Here is an 18,942-nt window from a genome sequence, read left to right on the forward strand (position 1 = left end):
GTGGCAGGATCGGGGGCGTGGCAGAGACAGCATCGAAGCAGACCGAGAAGACCACCGGCGGCGACCGTCCCCGGCTGATGCTCATGGACGGGCACTCCCTGGCCTACCGCGCGTTCTTCGCGCTGCCCGCGGAGAACTTCACCACCGCGACCGGCCAGCCGACGAACGCGATCTACGGTTTCGCGTCGATGCTGGCCAACACGCTGCGCGACGAGGCGCCCACGCACTTCGCGGTGGCGTTCGACGTCTCCCGCAAGACCTGGCGCTCGGAGGAGTTCACCGAGTACAAGGCGAACCGTTCGAAGACCCCGGACGAGTTCAAGGGCCAGGTGGAGCTGATCTGCGAGCTGCTGGACGCCATGCACGCCGCCCGCTTCGCGGTGGAGGGGTACGAGGCGGACGACGTGATCGCCACGCTCGCCACCCAGGCCGAGGCCGCGGGCTTCGAGGTGCTGATCGTCACCGGTGACCGCGACTCCTTCCAGCTGGTCAGCGAGCACACGACGGTGCTGTACCCCACCAAGGGCGTCTCGGAGCTGACCCGGTTCACCCCTCAGAAGGTGTTCGAGAAGTACGGGCTGACGCCCGCGCAGTACCCGGACTTCGCCGCCCTGCGCGGCGACCCGTCGGACAACCTGCCGGGCATCCCGGGCGTGGGTGAGAAGACGGCGGCGAAGTGGATCAACCAGTTCGGTTCGTTCGCGGAGCTGGTCGAGCGCGTCGACGAGGTCAAGGGCAAGGCCGGGCAGAACCTGCGCGACCACCTGGAGTCGGTGAAGCTGAACCGCCGGCTGACCGAGCTGGAGCGGCAGGTGGAGCTGCCGAAGGCGGTCGCCGACCTCAGGCGTGCCGCCTACGACCGCAAGGCCGTCGCCATGGTTCTGGACACCCTGGAGATCAGGAACCCCTCGCTGCGCGAGCGGCTCTTCGCCGTCGACCCGGGCGCCGAGGAGGCCGAAGCACACCCGGTCGTAGCGGACGGCGTCGAACTGGACGGGGTGGTGCTGGGCGCGGGCGAGCTGAAGCCGTGGCTGGCCGAGCACGGCACGCGGGTCCTGGGTGTCGCCACGGTCGACTCGTGGGCGCTGGGCACGGGCGCGGTGGCCGAGATCGCGCTCGCCGCGGCCGACGGCGCGGCGGCCTGGTTCGATCCGGCGGAGCTGGACGAGGCCGACGAGAGGGCGTTCGCGGAGTGGCTCGCCGACCCGGCCAGGCCGAAGGTCCTGCACAACGCCAAGGGCGCGATGCGCGTCCTTCCCGAGCACGGCTGGTCCCTGCAGGGCGTGACCATGGACACGGCGCTCGCCGCGTACCTGGTCAAGCCGGGCCGTCGCTCCTTCGCGCTGGACGCGCTCTCACTGGAGTACCTGGGCCGTGAGCTGGCGCCCGCGGCCACGGCGGACGGGCAGCTGGCCTTCGGCACGGACGAGGGCGCCGAGGCCGAGGCGCTCATGATCCAGGCCCGGGCGATCCTGGACCTCGGCCAGGCGTTCGAAGAGAAGCTGCGGGAGGTCGGTGCGGCGGATCTGCTGCGCGACATGGAGCTGCCCACCTCCGCGCTGCTGGCGCGCATGGAACGGCACGGCATCGCCGCGGACCGCGCGCACCTGGAGACCATGGAGCAGATGTTCGCGGGCGCCGTCCAGCAGGCGGTGAAGGAGGCGTACGCGGCGGCGGGGCACGAGTTCAACCTGGGCTCGCCCAAGCAGCTCCAGGAGGTCCTCTTCGGCGAGCTGGGCCTGCCGAAGACGAAGAAGACGAAGACGGGCTACACGACGGACGCGGACGCGCTGGCATGGCTGGCGACCCAGACGGACAACGAACTGCCGGTGATCATGCTGCGCCACCGGGAGCAGGCGAAGCTGCGGGTGACGGTCGAGGGCCTGATCAAGACGATCGCGACGGACGGCCGCATCCACACCACGTTCAACCAGACGGTCGCCGCGACGGGCCGCCTGTCGTCGACGGACCCGAACCTGCAGAACATCCCGGTGCGCACGGACGAGGGCAGGGCGATCCGCCGGGGCTTCGTGGTCGGTGAGGGCTTCGATTCCCTGATGACCGCGGACTACAGCCAGATCGAACTGCGCGTGATGGCCCACCTGTCCGAGGACGAGGGCCTGATCGAGGCGTTCACCTCCGGGGAGGACCTGCACACCACGGTCGCCTCCCAGGTCTTCGGGGTCGGCCGTGACGCGGTCGACGCGGAGATGCGGCGCAAGATCAAGGCGATGTCGTACGGCCTGGCGTACGGGCTGTCGGCGTTCGGCCTGTCCCAGCAGCTGAGCATCGAGGCGGCCGAGGCACGGGCGCTGATGGACACGTACTTCGAGCGGTTCGGCGGGGTGCGGGAGTATCTGCGCCGTGTGGTGGACGAGGCGAGGGCCACGGGCTACACCGAGACGCTCTTCGGCCGCCGCCGCTATCTGCCCGACCTGAACAGCGACAACCGCCAGCGCCGGGAGATGGCCGAACGCATGGCGCTGAACGCGCCGATCCAGGGCACTGCGGCGGACATCGTCAAGATCGCGATGCTGAACGTGGATCGGGCGCTGCGAGAGGCGGACCTGAAGTCCCGGATGCTCCTGCAGGTCCACGACGAAATCGTGCTGGAGATCGCCCCGGGCGAACGGCGGCAGACGGAGGAGCTGGTTCGCCGGGAAATGGCGGCAGCGGTACGGCTGCGGGCACCACTGGACGTCTCGGTGGGCTACGGGACGGACTGGGAGTCGGCGGCGCACTGAGCACGTTTGGATCATGCCGGGCTCGCTCGGCCGGTCACGCCCTCCGGGTGAGCGGTGGGCGACCTCGACCGGTGACCGGTCGGCCACCGCCTGGAAGGCCGGTCGAGCGGCCCGCTGCCGAGGCCGGCCGACCGCCCCAGCCCTCCGGGGCTGCCCCGGCACCGGGTCGTCCGGTGGCCCACCTGGGGCCGGTCGGAGGGGGAATTGAGGGCGCAGCTGTCAGCTTCCGGGCAACCGTGTCCCCGTAGCCCGTTCCCGGCCGGCCGGCCCGCGAGGGAGTCAGCGTGACGCCGGTCGGGCCGGTTCCCGGTCGGTGCCCTGGCCGTACCTGGTCGTGCGCCGCAGGGCCCTGACGCCCGTCACATACAGCGCCATCCCCACCGCGAGGCCCGTGCCCGCGCCGAAGCACGCCGGCGGGATCACCTCCCACGGTCTCGCGTGGGTTCCCCAGTAGGCCCACCACCGTGACGCCCGCTGCACCGCCCCCGCCGCCGCGCAGCCGCCGATCACCGCCGCCGCCAGCCACCGGTCCGCCCACGACAGCACCGGCAGCGCCGCCACCGTCGACGAACCGGCCGACGCCCGCCGCAGCGCGACCGCCAGGAACACGGCGATCACGACTGCCGCCACGGCAGAACTCCCGTACTGCAGATACGTGTACCGCGGCGTACCCGCCATCGGCCGCGTCAGCCCGGGCAACAGCCGTACCCCCCACCGGCCGATATGCGTGAACGCGTCCCACACGACATGCGTCAGCGCACCCAGCACCGCGGAGACGTACCACCGGGCCGCGAGGGTGAACGAGACCTTGCGCAGCGGTGCACCGCAGCGCACCAGCGCCGCCACCCGCCCCTGCGCCGTCGGCGGCAGGAGCGCCACCAACGGCTCCCGCAATACCAGCCACATCCCCACCAGCGCCCACGCGATGAGCACATCGACGGTGAACACCCCGGTGAAGGAGTGCGTGACCGTACCGAACTCCATGCCCCCGGACACCACGCTCGCCGCGAAGTAGGTCATGTCGGGCGCGAAGGATCCCGCGACAAGAACGGCGGGTACCAGCCGCCCGCGTCCGGACCCGTCCCCGCGCACGGCCGGCAGGACGGCCGCGGCATGGCTGAGGGTGAACGGCACGACGCCTCCCGCCGCAGATGTTGACCGAGCACAACCACCCGGCGATCACGAGCGTCCAGTATGAGGGACGCATGAGAAAGGTGAGGCGACCCGCTCTGCTTTTGCATTCAGCCCAAGCGGACATGACCAACTGGTGAAAACCGGGCACCAACCGGTGTCGACGCGACGCAAGTTGTCGTAGGGTCACTTGGTCGCCGCGCACGGGTGCGTGGTCGAACACACGGACACAACAGAGCAGCACACACCAGGTCGTCGACGGGAGGGGTTCACTCAATGGCGGCGCGTTTCGGCAGGAGGCTGCGCAAGGGGGCGGCGACCACCGCTGTGGCCGCGGCAGCGGTCGCGGCTCTGGCGGCATCGCAGGCTCCCGGGGTCACCACCGACGACCAGGGCAGACAGGCCACCGGTGCGCAGTCCACGCCCGAGACGACCGGCAACGTGAGTGGCGATGACACCGCCACCGGCAACGGCGGCTACTACACCGACCTGCCCCCGCTCAACAGCCCCACCGAGTCGCCCGGCCCCAGCGCGACGCCCACCACGGGCCCTTCCGGCGCGGGGCAGTCCGGCATACCCGCCACCGTCCTCGACGCCTACAAGAAGGCCGCGGCGGAACTCCAGAGCTCCAAGCCCGGCTGCAATCTGCCGTGGCAACTCCTCGCCGCCATCGGCCAGGTGGAGTCCGGCCAGGCCGAGGGCGGCCGGGTCGACGCGGACGGCACCACGTACACGAAGATCCTCGGCCCGGTCCTGAATGGCAACGGCTTCGCCAGTATCAAGGACACCGACAACGGCGCCTACGACGGCGACAGCACCTATGACCGTGCGGTCGGGCCCATGCAGTTCATCCCGTCCACCTGGGCGTGGGCGGGCCGCGACGGCAACGGCGACGGCGTCAAGGACCCCAACAACATCTACGACGCCGCTCTGGCCACCGCGCACTACCTGTGCCGCGCAGACCGTGACCTGTCGGTGCAGGCCGACATGAACGCCGCGATACTCAGCTACAACAACTCGCAGGACTACCTGAACACCGTTCTGTCCTGGTACGAGTACTACCGCAAGGGCACCCACTCGATCCCGGACGGCACCGGCACCCTGCCCTCGCACCGCAGCGACCCGAACTCCGGCGCCAGCCCCGACCCGAAGCCGGAGAAGTCGAACAAGCCCGGCACCTCCAAGCCGGCCGGCGGCACCACCACCAGCCCCACCCCCACCCCGTCGCCGAGCAAGCCCACCACCCCGAAGCCGACGCCGCCCGCTCCCACCCCCACCGACACGGTGGACCACCTGGCCGACAGCGGCACCGGGCAGCTCTCCGCGAAGACGGGCGACACCTTCGACCGGAAGGTCGTGGTGAAGGCCGTCACGAAGGCCGGGAAGGCCGTGCCGAAGGTCCGTGTGCGGTTCGCGATCATGGGCGACACGGACGCCACCTTCACCGGCGGGGAGACCGCCGCGACCGTCGTCACCGACAGCTCGGGCAAGGCCACCGCGCCCGCGCTCGTCGCCGGCCAGAAGACCGGCGGTTTCACGGTCCGCGCCCTGGTCGTCGGCCGCATGGTCACCGGTCTCGACTACTCGGCCACCGTCGTCGAACGCCAGGCCGACACCATCGTCCGGACCAGCGACACCGAGCTGACCTGCACGCCGGGCGGTGAGTTCGCGGACCAGGTCGAGGTGAAGGCCACGTACAAGGGCGCCGTCGCGGACGGTGTCGCGGCCACGGCGACCCTCGTCAAGTCGGCCGACGCCCCGGCCGAGAACGACAAGGGCCCCTACTTCAAGGACGCGAGCGGCAAGACCCTTCGTACCCTCACGGGCCTCAAGACCGACGCGAACGGCCTGCTGAAGCTGCCGAAGCTGTACGCCGACGACACGACCGGCACATTCCTGCTCCGCATCACCACCGCGGGCGGGGCCACCCTGACGGTCGAGCTGAAGGTCGCGGCGGCCGACTCGTCCCCCAGCCCGAGCCCGAGCCCGAGCCCCAGCCCCAGCGCGAGCTCGTAAGCCCGGCCGGGAACGTACGACGGCGGCGCCCCTCCACCACGCCAGGGGCGCCGCCGCCTTTTCGTACGCCCTGTTCTCATCTCACGCCCCCATTGCTACGGTGCTCGATCTGACTGACCATCAGTTTCCGTGTGTCAGGAGCCGTCCGGGGAGGCCTGAATGCGCGCCCTTGTTGCCGCCGCGATCGGCCTGGCCGCGGCGTTCGTCCTGGTGTCCGGCCTGACGGTCCTGGGTTCGCCGTCCGGCACGACGTCCCCGAAACCACTGCTGACTACGGTCCCCAGCCATTCGTGACGCGCGCGAGGGAGGCCGCGAGATGCGCCGCAAGGTCGGCCTGATCCTGCTCGCCTTCGCCGTGTTCTTCACGGCGCTGTCCCCGCTGCTGCGCTGGTACGCCTTCCCGCGCCTGGTCAAGGTCCCCGCGAACCAGTACCAGACCGTGGTCCTCGAAGCGAGGAACGCCACCCTCCTCGACTACGGCACCATGACGTCCCGGACGGTCCCCAAGGTCATCATCGTGCAGACCCTCAGAGGGAACGTGGAGGCAGCTGAGAAGATCGAGAAGACCGCGGGCCGGGACGTGGTCGTCTGGGACGGCCTGTCCTATGTGCAGGGGCCCGACGGCGCCATGGTGTCACGCATCCCGGAGCGGTACGTCTTCGACGCCCACAGCCAGGAACCCGTCCACGCCACCGGCGAGATGGTCGACGGCGACCCCGTCCACCGTGACGGCATCGAGTTCAAATGGCCGTTCCTGACCCAGAAGCGGGACTACGAATACTTCGACGCGCAAGCCCGCGTCACCCGCCCCATCCACTACAAAGGCACGCAGACCTTCCGGGGCGTCAAGGTCTACTACTTCGAACAGACGATCCCTTGGACCAAGGTCCCCTTCCCCAAGGTCATGCCCGTCAAGGGCATCACCCCCGAGTCGGTCGCGAAGACCGGCACGACCCGCTGGTACACCACGGTCCGCAGGTTCTGGGTCGAGCCCCTGACCGGCGCGCCCGTCTACGGTGAGGAGATCCACAAGGAGGAACTGCGCGGCGGCACGCTCCTCGGGGGCCATGACAGGGTCACGGTCTTCGCGGGGCAAGTGAGGATGCGCGAGGACTGCATCGCCTCGACGGTCGCCCTGGTCAAGCACAACCGCCTGCTGATCCTGCTGCTGACGTCCTTGCTGCCGTGGGGCTTCCTGATCCTCGGCGCCGCCGTGCTGTCGCTGTCCCTCTACCTGGAGGCGCGCGGCCGCCGCCCGGAGGACCCGGAGTCCACCCCGGTCGTGGAGCCCGGGCCGGTCACCGCCTGAGCCGTGCGTTCGTGTGCCGGGTCGGCTCCGCGGTGGCCGGGTCCTCCGGCCAGGGGTGCTTGGGGTAGCGGCCGCGCAGCTCCGCCCGTACCGCCCTGTAGCCGTCCCGCCAGAAGGAGGCGAGGTCGGCGGTGACGGCCGCGGGCCGCCCGGCGGGGGAGAGCAGATGCACGACGACGGGCACACCGGCGATCTCGGGTGAGGCCCGCAGTCCGAACATCTCCTGCAGCTTCACGGCCAGGACGGGCCGCTCGGGGTCGGCGTAGTCGATCCGGATCGCGGACCCGCTCGGGACGGTGATCCGCTCCGGGGCGAGTTCGTCGAGCCGGGCGGCCTCCCCGGTGGACCAGGGCAGCAACCGGGCCAGGGCCTGCCCCGCATCGATCCGGGCAAGGTCGGCCCGCCGCCGGGCGCGACTCAGCTCGGGCTCCAGCCACTCGTCCACGCGCGCGTGGAGCGCGTCATCGCGGACGTCCGGCCACGGCTCGCCCAGGTGCAGTCGGAGAAAGGCGAGGCGCTGCCGCAGCACACAGGCCTGAGGGGGCCATCGCAGCAGGCCCAAGCCCTCCTGCCGCAGCCCTTCCAGCAGGGCCCGACGTACGAGGACCGGTGCCGGGTCCCGCAGCGGCCGCGCCGCCAGCTCGACGGCCCCGAGCCGCTCGACGCTCCGGGCGACGACGTCCCCGTCGGCCCAGTGCACCTCCTCGCCCGCGGAGTACAGGGCCCCGGCAGCCCGCCGCGCCACGTCCTCGTCGACCACTGCGGCCAGCCCCACGCGCGCGTGCCCCGCACCGACGGGCCGGTCCGCCACGGCCACCGCCAGCCACGGGGCACCGCGCAACCCCGACCCCTCCCTCAGCTCGGCGCGGGTGCCGTTCACCATGAGGCAGGAGCCGCCGTCGGCCCGGGCGAGCCGCTCCGGGAAGGCGAGCGCGGCGACCAGTCCCACCACATGGTCGTCGCCCGCCTCCGTCCCGCCGACAGGGTCGTCGCCCGCCGCGGCCCGCAGCCGGCGCGCCTCGTCCTTCCAGCGTGCCGCGTACGCGTCGCCTCCGCGCCGGGCCGCCCGCCACACCGCCGCCAGGTCGTCGCCGTACTCCCGCGGCGGCTCCTCGCTCAGCAGGGCCACCGCCTCCGCGGCCCGCTCCGCGCCGACCCGCGGGACCGCGTCCAGCAGCGCCCGCGCCAGCCGTGGATGCAGTCCCAGCCGGGACATCCGTACGCCCCGCTCCGTGACCCGTCCCGCCGTGTCCACCGCGCCGATCGCCGTCAGCACCGACCGCGCCGCCGCCATCGCCCCGGGCGGCGGTGCGTCCAGGAGCGCCAGCCCGGATGCGTCCGGGTCGCCCCAGGACGCCGCCTGCAGGGCGAACGCCGTCAGATCGGCCAGCCGGATCTCCGGCGCCGGGAAACGCGGCAGCCGCGCATCCTCCGCCTCGGACCAGCAGCGGTACACCCGGCCCGGCGCCTCACGCCCCGCCCGGCCCGCCCGCTGCCGACCCGCCGCCTGCGAGGCACGTACCGTCGTCAGCGCGCTCAGCCCCCGCGCATGGTCGACCCGCGGCTCGCGCGCGAGACCGGAGTCGACGACCACCCGCACCCCCGGCACGGTCAGGGACGACTCCGCCACGGCCGTCGCCAACACCACACGCCGCGCCGAGCCCGGCGACAGCACGGCCTCCTGTACGGCCGCCGGCGCCCGCCCGTGCACCTGGAGCACCTCGGTGCCGCCCAGATCCCCCAGATGACCCACCACGCGCGCGATCTCCCCGACACCGGGCAGGAAGCACAGCACGTCCCCCTCGCACTCGGCCAGCGCCCGCCGCACCACCGACGCCACATGCGCGAGCAGCGCCGGATCCACCCGTGTCCCGTGCGGCGGCCGCACGGGGCGCGCGGGTGGTGCCCACACCACCTCGACGGGGTACGACACGCCCTCCGCCTCGACGACCGGCGCGCCGCCCAGCAGCCGTGCCCAGCCCTCCGCGTCCGTCGTCGCGGAGGCCGCCACCAACTCCAGTTCCGGCCGCAACGTCTGACGCACATCGAGCAGGAAGGCGGCGACGGTGTCGGCGTCCAGGTGCCGCTCGTGGACCTCGTCGAGCACGACCACGTCGACGCCCGACAACTCCTGGTCCCGCTGCAGCCGCTGCAACAGCACACCGGTGGTGACGACCTCCACGCGCGCGTGCCGCCCGACCACCCGCTCCCCGCGCACGGTGTAGCCGACGTTCTCACCGGTCTTCTCGCCCAGCAGCCACGCCATCCGCCGGGCCGCCGCCCGCGCCGCGATCCGCCTCGGCTCGGCCACCACCACCCGCCGAGCGGGACCGCCGCCCAGCAGCCCCGCCAGCGCGAGCGGCACCAGCGTCGTCTTGCCGGTACCCGGCGGCGCGCAGAGCACCGCCGTACCGTGCTCCCCCAGAGCGGCCCCGAGAGCGGGGACGGCGGAACGGACGGGCAGGCGGTCGAGAGCGTCGCGGCGGATCACCGCACCAGTGTTCCAGGCGGCCGCGTCACGGAAGAAAGACGTGTTGGCAGCGCAGGCAGAACAGCTGCCTGCGCCAGTCGGCCCGCTGCCGCGCCGCCTGCGCGACGCTGCCGCGCAGGGACACCAGCCACAGGCCCCCGCCGGCCAGCCCGACGAACCCCAGCCACACCTCTGAGACGAGCAGGGCGCAGCCCACGGTCAGGAGCCCGAACGGCGCCGCCCAGCGCTCCTCGTCCAGTGCGGGCCGCGCGAGGTGGGGTGCCCCGGCGCGCGCCTCGGGCGACAGCGTCCTCCAGTACGTGGGGAGCCGGGTGGTCCTGTCCCCTCGCCGGCAGACCGGGCAGACGTGCATGCGCGTACCCCCCACCGCTGGCACCGCGGAGCGCGGCCTTGAGGGTGATATGTCGACTCATCGTTTGTGCCCTGCCGGTGCGAACGGCATACGCGCACGGCCGCCACCCCCGCAGATTGGCCGGAACGGCTCCCTCGGTACCTCAGTCCCGTTCGCACACGAAGATCGCCGTCCCCGGGATCAGTCCGCCGCGCAGCGGCGACCACCCGCCCCACTCGGACGTGTTCCAGGCCGGCCACTCCGGCTCGACCAGATCGACGAGCCGGAAGCCGGACGTCACGATGTCCCGCACCCGGTCGCCGAGCGTGCGGTGGTGCTCGACGTACACCGCCTGGCCCTCCTCGTCCTGCTCCACGTACGGCGTGCGGTCGAAGTAGGAGGCCGAGACCGCGAGGCCCTCCGGCCCCGGCTCGTCCGGGAACGCCCAGCGGATCGGGTGGGTCACCGAGAACACGAAACGGCCGGCGGGGCGCAGCACCCGGTGCACCTCGCGCAGCACCAGCCGCGGGTCCGCCACGAAGGGCAGCGCCCCGTACGCCGAGCACGCCAGGTCGAAGGAGGCGTCCCGGAAGGGCAGGACACAGGCGTCCGCCTGTACCAGGGGGACGCCGGCGCCGATGCGCAGGGCGTGCTGGAGCTGGCGGTGGGACAGGTCGAGGGCCACCGGGCGGGCGCCCCGCCCGGCGAGCCAGCGGGAGCACTGCCCCGCTCCGGCGCCTATCTCCAGGACGTCCTTGCCCTTCAGGTCCTCGAGCGGGCCGAGCAGCTCGGCCTCGACCTCGTCCAGGCCCTCGGGTCCCCAGACGAAGCGGTCGTCGCCGAGGAACGTGCCGTGCTCGATCTGGTACTCGTCCGCGTTCCGGTCCCACCAGCCCCGGTTCGCCCGGGAACTCTCCGTGACACCCGCCGCACGTCGGGTGGCTTCCGGCTCGAACTGTTCGGGCTCTTGGATGATGGGCTCCCTCGTCGTACTCTTCCGTTCAGCCTGACGCGGCGGTGTCACGGAAAAGGGTTTTGTGGCCTGCGCGGTCCCGTGGCATCGGCCGGGTGCGGCCGCTGGCGCACGATGACTTGTGCCGGGAATGCGGCGATCCGCCCCGGGTGTGCGCCTTCGCGCATTGACCCTGTCCGGCTGCCCCCGTATGCTACAAGTTGCGCTGCGGGCCTGCGCACCTCAGACGTAGCAGGCTGCGCTCGCATCTGTTGTATGTCCCCTCGGTTGTCGAGGCGTCATCACCAGTCGGTTGGTGGGGCGCTTCCTTGGCTGTCCGGCTTCTGCAGAGCGAAACGGGCTCCAGCGTGAGCAGTACCTACGACTTCAATGTCCGTACCGGAGCCCTTTTCCACATGACGAGCAGCACCGAGACCACCGCCACCACCCCGCAGGTAGCGGTCAACGACATCGGTAACGAGGAAGCGTTCCTCGCAGCGATCGACGAGACGATCAAGTACTTCAACGACGGCGACATCGTCGACGGCGTCATCGTGAAGGTCGACCGGGACGAGGTCCTGCTCGACATCGGTTACAAGACCGAAGGTGTCATCCCGAGCCGCGAGCTCTCGATCAAGCACGACGTCGACCCGAACGAGGTCGTCGCCGTGGGCGACGAGATCGAGGCCCTGGTCCTCCAGAAGGAGGACAAGGAAGGCCGCCTGATCCTCTCGAAGAAGCGCGCCCAGTACGAGCGTGCCTGGGGCACCATCGAGAAGATCAAGGAAGAGGACGGCATCGTCACCGGTACCGTCATCGAGGTCGTCAAGGGTGGTCTCATCCTCGACATCGGCCTCCGTGGCTTCCTGCCGGCCTCCCTGGTCGAGATGCGCCGCGTCCGTGACCTTCAGCCGTACGTCGGCAAGGAGCTCGAGGCCAAGATCATCGAGCTGGACAAGAACCGCAACAACGTGGTCCTGTCCCGCCGCGCCTGGCTCGAGCAGACCCAGTCCGAGGTCCGCCAGACCTTCCTCACGACCCTGCAGAAGGGTCAGGTCCGGTCCGGTGTCGTCTCCTCGATCGTCAACTTCGGTGCCTTCGTGGACCTGGGTGGCGTCGACGGTCTGGTCCACGTCTCCGAGCTGTCCTGGAAGCACATCGACCACCCGTCCGAGGTCGTCGAGGTGGGCCAGGAGGTCACCGTCGAGGTCCTCGACGTCGACATGGACCGCGAGCGTGTCTCCCTGTCGCTGAAGGCGACCCAGGAAGACCCGTGGCAGCAGTTCGCCCGCACCCACCAGATCGGCCAGGTCGTGCCCGGCAAGGTCACGAAGCTGGTTCCGTTCGGTGCGTTCGTCCGCGTGGACGAGGGCATCGAGGGTCTGGTCCACATCTCCGAGCTGGCCGAGCGCCACGTGGAGATCCCGGAGCAGGTCGTCCAGGTCAACGACGAGATCTTCGTCAAGGTCATCGACATCGACCTCGAGCGTCGCCGGATCTCGCTGTCCCTCAAGCAGGCCAACGAGTCCTTCGGTGCCGACCCGACCGCCGTCGAGTTCGACCCGACGCTGTACGGCATGGCCGCGTCCTACGACGACCAGGGCAACTACATCTACCCCGAGGGCTTCGACCCCGAGACCAACGACTGGCTCGAGGGCTACGAGAAGCAGCGCGAGGAGTGGGAGCGCCAGTACGCCGAGGCGCAGCAGCGCTTCGAGCAGCACCAGCAGCAGGTCATCAAGTCCCGCGAGGCGGACGCCGCTGCCGCTGCCGAGGGTGGCGAGGCCGCCGCTCCGGCCGCGACCGGCGGTTCGTACTCCTCCGAGGGCGGCGACAACTCCGGCGCCCTTGCGTCGGACGAGGCGCTGGCGGCCCTGCGCGAGAAGCTGGCCGGCGGCCAGAGCTGAACGCTCGCCGCTAGGCGTTAGCCGATGACTGAGGGTCCGCCCCCCTTGTGGGGGGCGGGCCCTCAGGCGCGTTTCGGGGCCAGGACACCGCCCCGCCTCGAGGCAGCGCGGCCCTGACTGCCCGCCCTCCACGCGCGCGTGCTCTTTGCATGGGCATCGGCAGGCATCGGGCGGACGGCCGGTCAAAACCGTGGAGTTGGGGCGCGGACCGGGAATGACCGTGTCCCCGCCCGCGTTGTCCCGTACGAACACGAGGAGGAGCGGTCTACAGTGCTTGATCCGCAGGGTTTGTACGCATGGGAGCCGAAGGGCCTCGCCGTCGTCGACATGGCGCTCGCCCAGGAATCGGCCGGACTGGTCATGCTCTACCACTTCGACGGATACATCGACGCGGGTGAGACCGGCGACCTGATCGTCGACCGGCTCCTGGATGCACTGCCCCAGCAGCTCGTGGCCCGCTTCGACCACGATCGGCTCGTGGACTACCGCGCCCGCCGTCCCCTGCTCACCTTCCGGCGCGACCGCTGGACCGACTACGAGGTCCCCAAGATCGAGGTGCGCCTGCTCCAGGACGCCACCGGAGCGCCCTTCCTGCTGCTGTCGGGGCCCGAGCCGGACGTGGAGTGGGAGCGGTTCGGCGCAGCCGTGGGGCAGATCGTGGAGCGGCTCGGCGTCCGTCTGTCCGTGAACTTCCACGGCATCCCCATGGGCGTGCCGCACACCCGGCCGGTGGGCCTGACCCCGCACGGCAACCGCACCGATCTGGTACCCGGCCACCGCAGCCCCTTCGAGGAGGCGCAGGTACCGGGCAGTGCAGAGTCCCTGATCGAGTACCGGCTCGCTGAGGCCGGACACGACGTTCTGGGCGTCGCCGCGCACGTCCCCCACTACATCGCCCGCTCCCCGTATCCGGACGCCGCGCTCACCGTCCTGGAGGCCATCACGGCCGCCACCGGACTCGTCCTGCCAAGCGTCGCGCATTCCCTGCGCAACGACGCGCACCGCACACAGACGGAGATCGAGCGGCAGATCCGGGAGGGTGACGAGGACTTGGTGCGGCTCGTCCAGGGGCTCGAGCACCAGTACGACGCCGCGGCGGGCGCCGAGACACGCGGCAACATGCTCGCCGAACCCATGGAGATCCCGTCCGCGGACGAGATCGGACAGGAATTCGAGCGTTTCCTGGCGGAACGCGAGGGCGACAGCTGAGTCCGAGGCGGACAGCCGACCCACGGCCTGCCATCGGTACGGCGAGCGGCAGGCCGTAAGCTTCCCGGCATGCTGAAGGTGGGCCTGACCGGCGGTATCGGCGCCGGCAAGAGCGAGGTGTCGAGGCTGCTCGTGGAGTGCGGGGCCGTACTGATCGACGCCGACCGCATCGCGCGCGAGGTCGTCGCTCCGGGCACGCCCGGGCTCGCGGCGGTCGTCGAGGCGTTCGGCGAGGGCGTCCTCACCGCGGACGGCAGCCTCGACCGCCCCGGGCTGGGCTCCATCGTGTTCGCCGACCCGGACAAGCTGGCGGTCCTGAACTCGATCGTGCACCCCTTGGTGGGCGCCCGCTCCCGCGAACTGGAGACCACCGCTCCCGACGACGCCGTGGTCGTCCACGACGTCCCCCTCCTCGCCGAGAACGGGTTGGCCCCGCTCTACGACGTCGTGATCGTCGTCGACGCGAGCGCCGCGACCCAGCTCGACCGGCTGGTTCGCCTGCGCGGTATGACCGAGGAGGACGCACGCGCCCGCATGGCCGCCCAGGCACCACGCGAGAAGCGCCTGGAAGTCGCGGACATCGTGATCGACAACGATGTGCCCCTGGAGCGGCTGAAGCAGCGCGTAAGGGACGTATGGGAGGAACTCGTCCGCAGAGCGCACCGTTCACAGGAATAGCGTCCGCACGCGGGGGCGTTGAACCGGTGCAGTAAGGGAAGGACTCTGCCGTGCCCGAGACCAGCGATTCCACCGGACCCACTCCGGAAACGCATGTCATCGACTTCCGCGCCGCGGAACAACTCCTCGCCGCACAGGACCCGCGAGGTGCGGTCAAGCTGCTCGACGGCGTGATCGCCGCCCATCCCGAGAACACCGCCGCCCGGCTGCTTCGCGCGCGTGCCTTCTTCGCCGCCGCGCAACTACGACCGGCCGAACTGGAGTTCAGCATCGTGCTGGAACGCGAGCCGGACAACGCGTACGCGCACTTCGCGCTGGCCCGCACCTATGAGCGCCAAGCCCGGCACGACGAGGCCAAACGGCACTTCCGGCTGGCCGCCGCCCTGGACCCGAACCCTCAGTACCTGAAGGCGGCACGCTTCGACTCCTAGGGCCTGCCTTCCGGATCGGCTCGGCAGCGCGTGAGGCGGCACGCGCGTTTCTGCCGCACCGCCAACAAGATCCTCTCAGCGGCTACCGGCCGCGGCGCTCGGGCGGCAGGTACGGCGGGACGTCACGGCCCGGCTGCCAGTGCGGGCCCTGACGGATGTGCCGCACGATCACGGTCATGTCCGCGGCCACGACCAGCCACAGCGCACCGCACGCGGCCGCCCAGCCCGGCCGGCCGAGGAGCGCGAACACGACGGTGCCGAAGGTGGCCCACACCAGGCCCCACAAGCTCAGCCAGAAGCGGGCCCGCAGCGCACTGCGCGCCGTCGTCGGTTCACTGCCCGTACGCATCGCCCTCACCGCTCCTCAAGGCACAAGTACCCTTCGTGGTGCACGTTCACCATGGGACGGCGACCGGATCCGGGCGTCCGCGCACAGCAGCGGGGCCCGGTCCGTGCGGGGAGGCGACGGTGCTGCTGGAGACGCTGCGGGCCAACGCGCGGCTCGCCGAGTGGCTGAGGGACCTGGACAGTTACGGTGACACGCGCGTCCAGGCCACCCTGCCCGACGCGGACGAGCTGCCCGACGTCCTGCTCGACCTCTCCGTGCCCCACGAGGACGTCAACGAACTCGTCACCCAGCGTGCCCGGCTCGGCCAGGATCCGGAGGCGACGACGCTGCTGGAGCAGTGCGTCGCCCGCCTGGTACGGGACATGGGGGAGATCGGCAAGGCCTGGGAGCCGCCGCAGTTCCCCGCGTCGGCGGGGCCGCTCGGACGGCTCTTCCCCGTGTACGTCTTCGTCGCGGCGCTGCCGTACGTGCGGGCGTACCACCGTGCGCGCGGCATCACGGAAGAGGTGTCCCGGCGCACACTCGCCGACCTCGGCCGGCACATGGCGGTGCACCGCCGACGCCGTGGCACGGGCGGGTTGCTGTTCCCCTGGTGGATCGCGCTCCACTTTCATGGGGAGCTGTTCCAACTGGGACGGCTGCAGTTCCAGCGGGCGCGGCTGGGTGAGCGCACGGGGCGGGCCGTCGCGGCGACGGGCCGCGCGCACGGGCCCGGCGACCTCTGTCTGAGCCTGCACATACCCGACTTCAGTGGCCCGCTGTCGCCGTCCGCCTGCGAGCGGTCACTGACGCTGGCACGGGCCTTCTTCGCCCGGCACTACCCCGACGAGCGCCATGAGATCGCCGTGTGCCACTCCTGGCTGCTCGATCCCCAGCTCAAGCGGTACCTTCCGGCGGACTCCAACATCATCCGCTTCCAGAATCGCTTCGAACTCGCCTACCAGGACACGACACCGGACGACGGGCTACCGGTCGGCTTCGTCTTCGGCGACCCGGAGCTGCCGATCGGAGAGCTGCCCCGGCGGAGCAGCGTGGAGCGGGCGGTGGGGGACCATCTGCGGGCGGGCGGGCACTGGTACGGGGGCCACGGCTGGTTCACGTTGTGACGTCGTTCGACCCTCGAACGTTTCACCTCATCAGGTGACAGCGGACGGGGAACGGGAGACTCGCGGCGGCCCGTTGGACGGGCATGAAGCAGAAGATGCGGATCGGTTACGGGGGCACGGGCCCCGGCGTGATCACACCCGACGGCTGTGCGGTCGAGCTGTACTCACGATTACCGCCCGGGGACGAGCCGGACATCGTCGCGGCGGCCGTGCCGACGGGGGCGCACATCCTGGAGCTGGGCAGCGGGGTGGGGAGGATGACCCATCCGCTGCTGGAGCGCGGTTTCACGGTCACCGCGGTGGACGAGTCACCGGAGATGCTGGAGCGGGTGCGCGGCGCACGCACGATATGCAGCCCGATCGAGGCCCTGGACCTGGGTGAGACGTTCGACGTGGTGCTGCTCGCGTCGTTCCTCGTGCACGCCGGGGACGTCGAGGTGCGCAGACGACTGCTGCGGACCTGCGCCCGGCACGTGGCCGACGGCGGATGCGTGCTGATCCAGCAGGAGGGCGAGGACTACCACACGAACCTGCCACGCGAACGGGTCGACCCGAGCGGCTTCACGGTACGGATCGTGTCCGCGGAGCCGGTGGGGGACGGGGTGGACTCGGTGCGCGCGCACTACGAATTCCCGGACGCCACCTGGACGCAGACGTTCCTCTCCCGGCCCCTGAGCAGACAGCAGTTCGAGGAAGCGCTGGCGGAGGCGGGACTGCGCGTGGACAGGTATCTGACGGACGACCGTATATGGGTGAGGGCGGTGCGGGCGGGGTAGCTCAGCTCCCACCCTTGGTCCGGTTCCGGCCGCCGGGCCGGCCCTGTGTGCCAAGACCGGCGGCGAAGCCGCCGCCCGGGGCCGCGGCCAGGCCGCGGAGGCGCTCAATCTCGCGGCGGTCGCGCTTGGTGGGCCGGCCCGTGCCACGGTCGCGGACACCTGCCGGGGCGATCGCCTCGCGGGGCGGCGGGGGCGGGCTGTTGTCGATGTAGCACTGCACGGCCACCGGGGCGCCGACGCGCTTGCGGATCAGACGCTTCACGACGACGACCCGCTCCCGGCCCTCGTGCCTGAGGCGCACCTCGTCGCCGATGCGCACGTTGTACGCGGGCTTCACGCGCTCGCCGTTGACCCGCACGTGTCCGCCCCGGCAGGCGGCGGCGCCGATCGAGCGGGTCTTGACGAGCCTTACGGACCAGATCCAGCTGTCGATGCGGACGCTCTCGCCGTTCCCCGGGCCGGCCGCCTCGGCGGCCGCCGAGGCGGCGGCGGTCTTCGGGTCCACGGCGGTCGGTTCGGCGTCCGCCGGCTGCGGGGAGGGCTGCGCGTCGGTGGCTCGGACGTCCGCGTCCGCCCCGGTGTCCCGCCGGTCCGCCTCGTCACCGCGGCGTGCCTCGGCGTCCCGGCCTGTCGCAGCCGCGCGGGCCCCCTCGGCTCCGCCCGTCGTCTCGTGGTCCGCACCTTCAGAAGCCATGCTCCCGACCTTAGCTCGCCGAGCGCGGTGGACCGGGCGCCATTTCCGCGGTGAAAGCCGGGCAGAGCCGGGTGCCGCGCCGGGGCACCCCCGCCCGGCCCTACCGTGGAGGCATGGACAGCAGCAGCCTCGCCCGGCTGGACGAGCGGATCACGGGATGCCGTGCCTGCCCGCGCCTGGTCGCATGGCGCGAGGAGGTGGCCGCCACCAAGCGGGCCGCTTTCGTCGACTGGACGTACTGGGGGCGGCCGGTGCCGGGCTTCGGGCCGCCGGACGCCCGGCTGCTCGTCATCGGCCTCGCCCCCGCGGCCCACGGCGGAAACCGGACCGGACGGATGTTCACCGGAGACCGGTCCGGGGACGTGCTGTACGCGGCGCTGCACGACGTGGGTCTGGCGTCGCAGCCCACGTCGGTGTCCGCCGACGACGGCCTGGAGCTGTACGGCGTGCGCGTCACCGCGCCCGTGCACTGCGCCCCGCCCGCCAACAAGCCGACACCCGAGGAACGGGACACATGCCGGCCGTGGCTCGTGCAGGAGCTGCGGCTGCTTCGTCCGTCGCTGCGCTCCGTGGTCGCGCTCGGCTCCTTCGGCTGGCAGGCCGCGCTGACCGCGCTCGGTGAGGCCGGCTGGTCGGTACCCCGGCCGCGGCCCGCCTTCGGGCACGGCGCCCGGGTGTCACTGGAGGGACTGGAACTGTTCGGCTGCTTCCACGTCAGCCAGCGCAACACCTTCACGGGACGGCTCACGCCTCGGATGCTGCGGGACGTACTACGCACGGCGGCGGACTCGGCGGGGCTGCCCGTCAGGCCGTAGACG

The 18,942-nt window shown here is 71.5% G+C and carries 17 protein-coding genes; 11 read left to right on the plus strand and 6 right to left on the minus strand.

From position 1 onward, the window contains the following. Positions 1–17 precede the first annotated feature (17 nt). A complete protein-coding gene (gene polA / locus ACZ7L1_RS03855; protein ID WP_471433918.1) occupies positions 18–2,744 on the plus strand; it encodes a DNA polymerase I in 2,727 nt (908 codons plus the stop codon). A 279-nt stretch (positions 2,745–3,023) separates the two neighbouring features. On the opposite strand, the gene ACZ7L1_RS03860 is transcribed toward polA, so the two are convergent. Then, positions 3,024–3,878 carry a DUF4184 family protein gene (locus ACZ7L1_RS03860; RefSeq protein WP_471433919.1) on the minus strand — a complete coding sequence of 285 codons (855 nt, stop codon included), beginning with the start codon at positions 3,876–3,878 and terminating at the stop codon, positions 3,024–3,026. Between the two features lie 273 nt (positions 3,879–4,151). On the opposite strand from ACZ7L1_RS03860, the gene ACZ7L1_RS03865 reads away from it, so the two are divergent. The 3 genes from ACZ7L1_RS03865 to pgfA all read left to right on the plus strand — a co-directional run bounded on the left by ACZ7L1_RS03865 (position 4,152) and on the right by pgfA (position 7,200). Then, positions 4,152–5,891 carry a lytic transglycosylase domain-containing protein gene (locus tag ACZ7L1_RS03865; RefSeq protein ID WP_471433920.1) on the plus strand — a complete coding sequence of 580 codons (1,740 nt, stop codon included), beginning with the start codon at positions 4,152–4,154 and terminating at the stop codon, positions 5,889–5,891. Between the two features lie 159 nt (positions 5,892–6,050). Then, on the plus strand, positions 6,051–6,185 hold the full coding sequence (locus tag ACZ7L1_RS03870) for an SPW_0924 family protein (RefSeq protein ID WP_471433921.1): 135 nt from the start codon (positions 6,051–6,053) through the stop codon (positions 6,183–6,185). A 22-nt stretch (positions 6,186–6,207) separates the two neighbouring features. Beyond that, a complete protein-coding gene (gene pgfA / locus ACZ7L1_RS03875) occupies positions 6,208–7,200 on the plus strand; it encodes a cell envelope lipid trafficking protein PgfA (RefSeq protein WP_471433923.1) in 993 nt (330 codons plus the stop codon). Here pgfA and hrpB read toward each other — a convergent pair. The 3 genes from hrpB to ACZ7L1_RS03890 all read right to left on the minus strand — a co-directional run bounded on the left by hrpB (position 7,190) and on the right by ACZ7L1_RS03890 (position 11,046). Then, positions 7,190–9,691 (minus strand): ATP-dependent helicase HrpB, encoded by a 2,502-nt coding sequence (gene hrpB / locus ACZ7L1_RS03880; protein WP_471433924.1) that lies wholly within the window; start codon positions 9,689–9,691, stop codon positions 7,190–7,192. The genes pgfA and hrpB overlap by 11 nt on opposite strands. Positions 9,692–9,716: 25 nt before the next feature. Next, a complete protein-coding gene (locus tag ACZ7L1_RS03885; protein ID WP_471433926.1) occupies positions 9,717–10,043 on the minus strand; it encodes a hypothetical protein in 327 nt (108 codons plus the stop codon). A 142-nt stretch (positions 10,044–10,185) separates the two neighbouring features. Beyond that, positions 10,186–11,046, minus strand: coding sequence for a class I SAM-dependent methyltransferase (locus tag ACZ7L1_RS03890; RefSeq protein ID WP_471433927.1), 861 nt, complete (start codon positions 11,044–11,046; stop codon positions 10,186–10,188). 344 nt (positions 11,047–11,390) lie between these two features. Between ACZ7L1_RS03890 and rpsA the strand changes: the two genes are divergently transcribed. The 4 genes from rpsA (at position 11,391) to ACZ7L1_RS03910 (ending at position 15,199) form a co-directional block, all read left to right on the plus strand. Then, positions 11,391–12,881, plus strand: coding sequence for a 30S ribosomal protein S1 (gene rpsA / locus ACZ7L1_RS03895; protein WP_471433929.1), 1,491 nt, complete (start codon positions 11,391–11,393; stop codon positions 12,879–12,881). 270 nt (positions 12,882–13,151) lie between these two features. Beyond that, positions 13,152–14,090 carry a PAC2 family protein gene (locus ACZ7L1_RS03900; protein WP_471433930.1) on the plus strand — a complete coding sequence of 313 codons (939 nt, stop codon included), beginning with the start codon at positions 13,152–13,154 and terminating at the stop codon, positions 14,088–14,090. A 69-nt stretch (positions 14,091–14,159) separates the two neighbouring features. Then, entirely contained in the window at positions 14,160–14,768 is a 609-nt protein-coding gene (coaE, locus tag ACZ7L1_RS03905; RefSeq protein ID WP_471433932.1) for a dephospho-CoA kinase, read from the plus strand. 50 nt (positions 14,769–14,818) lie between these two features. Continuing rightward, complete coding sequence (locus ACZ7L1_RS03910) at positions 14,819–15,199, plus strand: tetratricopeptide repeat protein (protein ID WP_471433934.1); 381 nt, start codon at positions 14,819–14,821, stop codon at positions 15,197–15,199. Positions 15,200–15,281: 82 nt separating this feature from the next. Here the strand turns inward: ACZ7L1_RS03910 and ACZ7L1_RS03915 are convergent, their stop codons facing one another. Then, positions 15,282–15,548, minus strand: a complete 267-nt coding sequence (locus tag ACZ7L1_RS03915) for a DUF6343 family protein (protein ID WP_471433936.1) — start codon at positions 15,546–15,548, stop codon at positions 15,282–15,284. A gap of 119 nt (positions 15,549–15,667) precedes the next feature. Between ACZ7L1_RS03915 and ACZ7L1_RS03920 the strand changes: the two genes are divergently transcribed. Next, positions 15,668–16,654, plus strand: coding sequence for an acyltransferase domain-containing protein (locus ACZ7L1_RS03920; RefSeq protein WP_471433938.1), 987 nt, complete (start codon positions 15,668–15,670; stop codon positions 16,652–16,654). Positions 16,655–16,737: 83 nt separating this feature from the next. Continuing rightward, entirely contained in the window at positions 16,738–17,430 is a 693-nt protein-coding gene (locus tag ACZ7L1_RS03925; protein WP_471433940.1) for a class I SAM-dependent methyltransferase, read from the plus strand. A gap of 1 nt (position 17,431) precedes the next feature. On the opposite strand, the gene ACZ7L1_RS03930 is transcribed toward ACZ7L1_RS03925, so the two are convergent. After that, on the minus strand, positions 17,432–18,124 hold the full coding sequence (locus ACZ7L1_RS03930; RefSeq protein WP_471433942.1) for an RNA-binding S4 domain-containing protein: 693 nt from the start codon (positions 18,122–18,124) through the stop codon (positions 17,432–17,434). A gap of 113 nt (positions 18,125–18,237) precedes the next feature. On the opposite strand from ACZ7L1_RS03930, the gene ACZ7L1_RS03935 reads away from it, so the two are divergent. Continuing rightward, complete coding sequence (locus ACZ7L1_RS03935; RefSeq protein ID WP_471433943.1) at positions 18,238–18,939, plus strand: uracil-DNA glycosylase; 702 nt, start codon at positions 18,238–18,240, stop codon at positions 18,937–18,939. Positions 18,940–18,942 lie beyond the last annotated feature (3 nt).

It is taken from the genome of Streptomyces sp. NPDC107546 (assembly GCF_055639175.1).

Bases quoted from the DNA above. Each gene is read 5' to 3' on its own strand.
- ACZ7L1_RS03865 (WP_471433920.1), top strand. From the start codon at position 4,152: ATGGCGGCGCGTTTCGGCAGGAGGCTGCGCAAGGGGGCGGCGACCACC.
- ACZ7L1_RS03870 (WP_471433921.1), top strand. From the start codon at position 6,051: ATGCGCGCCCTTGTTGCCGCCGCGATCGGCCTGGCCGCGGCGTTCGTC.
- pgfA (WP_471433923.1), top strand. From the start codon at position 6,208: ATGCGCCGCAAGGTCGGCCTGATCCTGCTCGCCTTCGCCGTGTTCTTC.
- ACZ7L1_RS03885 (WP_471433926.1), bottom strand. From the start codon at position 10,043: ATGCACGTCTGCCCGGTCTGCCGGCGAGGGGACAGGACCACCCGGCTC.
- rpsA (WP_471433929.1), top strand. From the start codon at position 11,391: ATGACGAGCAGCACCGAGACCACCGCCACCACCCCGCAGGTAGCGGTC.
- coaE (WP_471433932.1), top strand. From the start codon at position 14,160: ATGCTGAAGGTGGGCCTGACCGGCGGTATCGGCGCCGGCAAGAGCGAG.
- ACZ7L1_RS03915 (WP_471433936.1), bottom strand. From the start codon at position 15,548: ATGCGTACGGGCAGTGAACCGACGACGGCGCGCAGTGCGCTGCGGGCC.
- ACZ7L1_RS03925 (WP_471433940.1), top strand. From the start codon at position 16,738: ATGAAGCAGAAGATGCGGATCGGTTACGGGGGCACGGGCCCCGGCGTG.
- ACZ7L1_RS03930 (WP_471433942.1), bottom strand. From the start codon at position 18,124: ATGGCTTCTGAAGGTGCGGACCACGAGACGACGGGCGGAGCCGAGGGG.
- ACZ7L1_RS03935 (WP_471433943.1), top strand. From the start codon at position 18,238: ATGGACAGCAGCAGCCTCGCCCGGCTGGACGAGCGGATCACGGGATGC.